The organism is Lysobacter sp. 1R34A (assembly GCF_051217035.1).
Taxonomy (GTDB): domain Bacteria; phylum Pseudomonadota; class Gammaproteobacteria; order Xanthomonadales; family Xanthomonadaceae; genus Lysobacter.
On record NZ_JBPKJP010000214.1, the window covers coordinates 1 to 624 of the forward strand.

Genomic DNA, 624 nt, shown 5'->3' on the forward strand with positions numbered 1-624 from the left:
GCGCCGCCGCCGCCGAGCCCGTCCAAGGCCGCGGCCGTAGTCGCCGCCGCAGTCGAAGGCAACGCCGCGCCCAGCGGCAGCGATGTGACCCTGCAGGTCGCCAGCTTCTCGGCGCGCAGCAACGCCGACCGGGCCCTGACCATGCTGCGCGGGGCCGGCATCGGCGCCGCCCGCCTGCTCGACGGCAACGCTTCCAACGGCCAGAAAGTCTGGCGTTTGCGGGTCGGCCCGCTGCAGGCCTCGGCCGCGCCGGAACTTGCCGCGCGTATCGTCGGTCTGGGGTTCGGACAGCCGCAGCGCGTGCGCGATTGATCGATTCTTGCGGCCCCCGACGACGTCGGCGGCTGCAGCGACCGCGCATCTGAGGCAGGATGCACGGTTTCGCGGAACGGGAAGGATCGCCCGCTCCGGCAATTTCAGCGGCGCGCGCCAGGACGGCCGTGCCGGAGACCACCCAACACCTTGGCCGGCGCAGCGCCGGCTTCCGGAGTAGTTCAACGATGAAAGCCCGCTTCACCCCGCGCGCCGCCGCCTTCGCCGCGCTGACTTCGGCCTTCCTGGTCACCACCGTCGCCGGCGTCGCCTCGGCCTGGGCGCAGACGCCCGCCGCCGCGGCCGCCGCGC

Annotated in this window: 1 protein-coding gene; it reads left to right on the forward strand. The window is 74.0% G+C overall.

The features are described from left to right. The coding region (locus ACSAMQ_RS20610; RefSeq protein WP_435397443.1) for an SPOR domain-containing protein at positions 1–312 on the forward strand (312 nt) is incomplete at its 5' end. Positions 313–624: the final 312 nt, after the last annotated feature.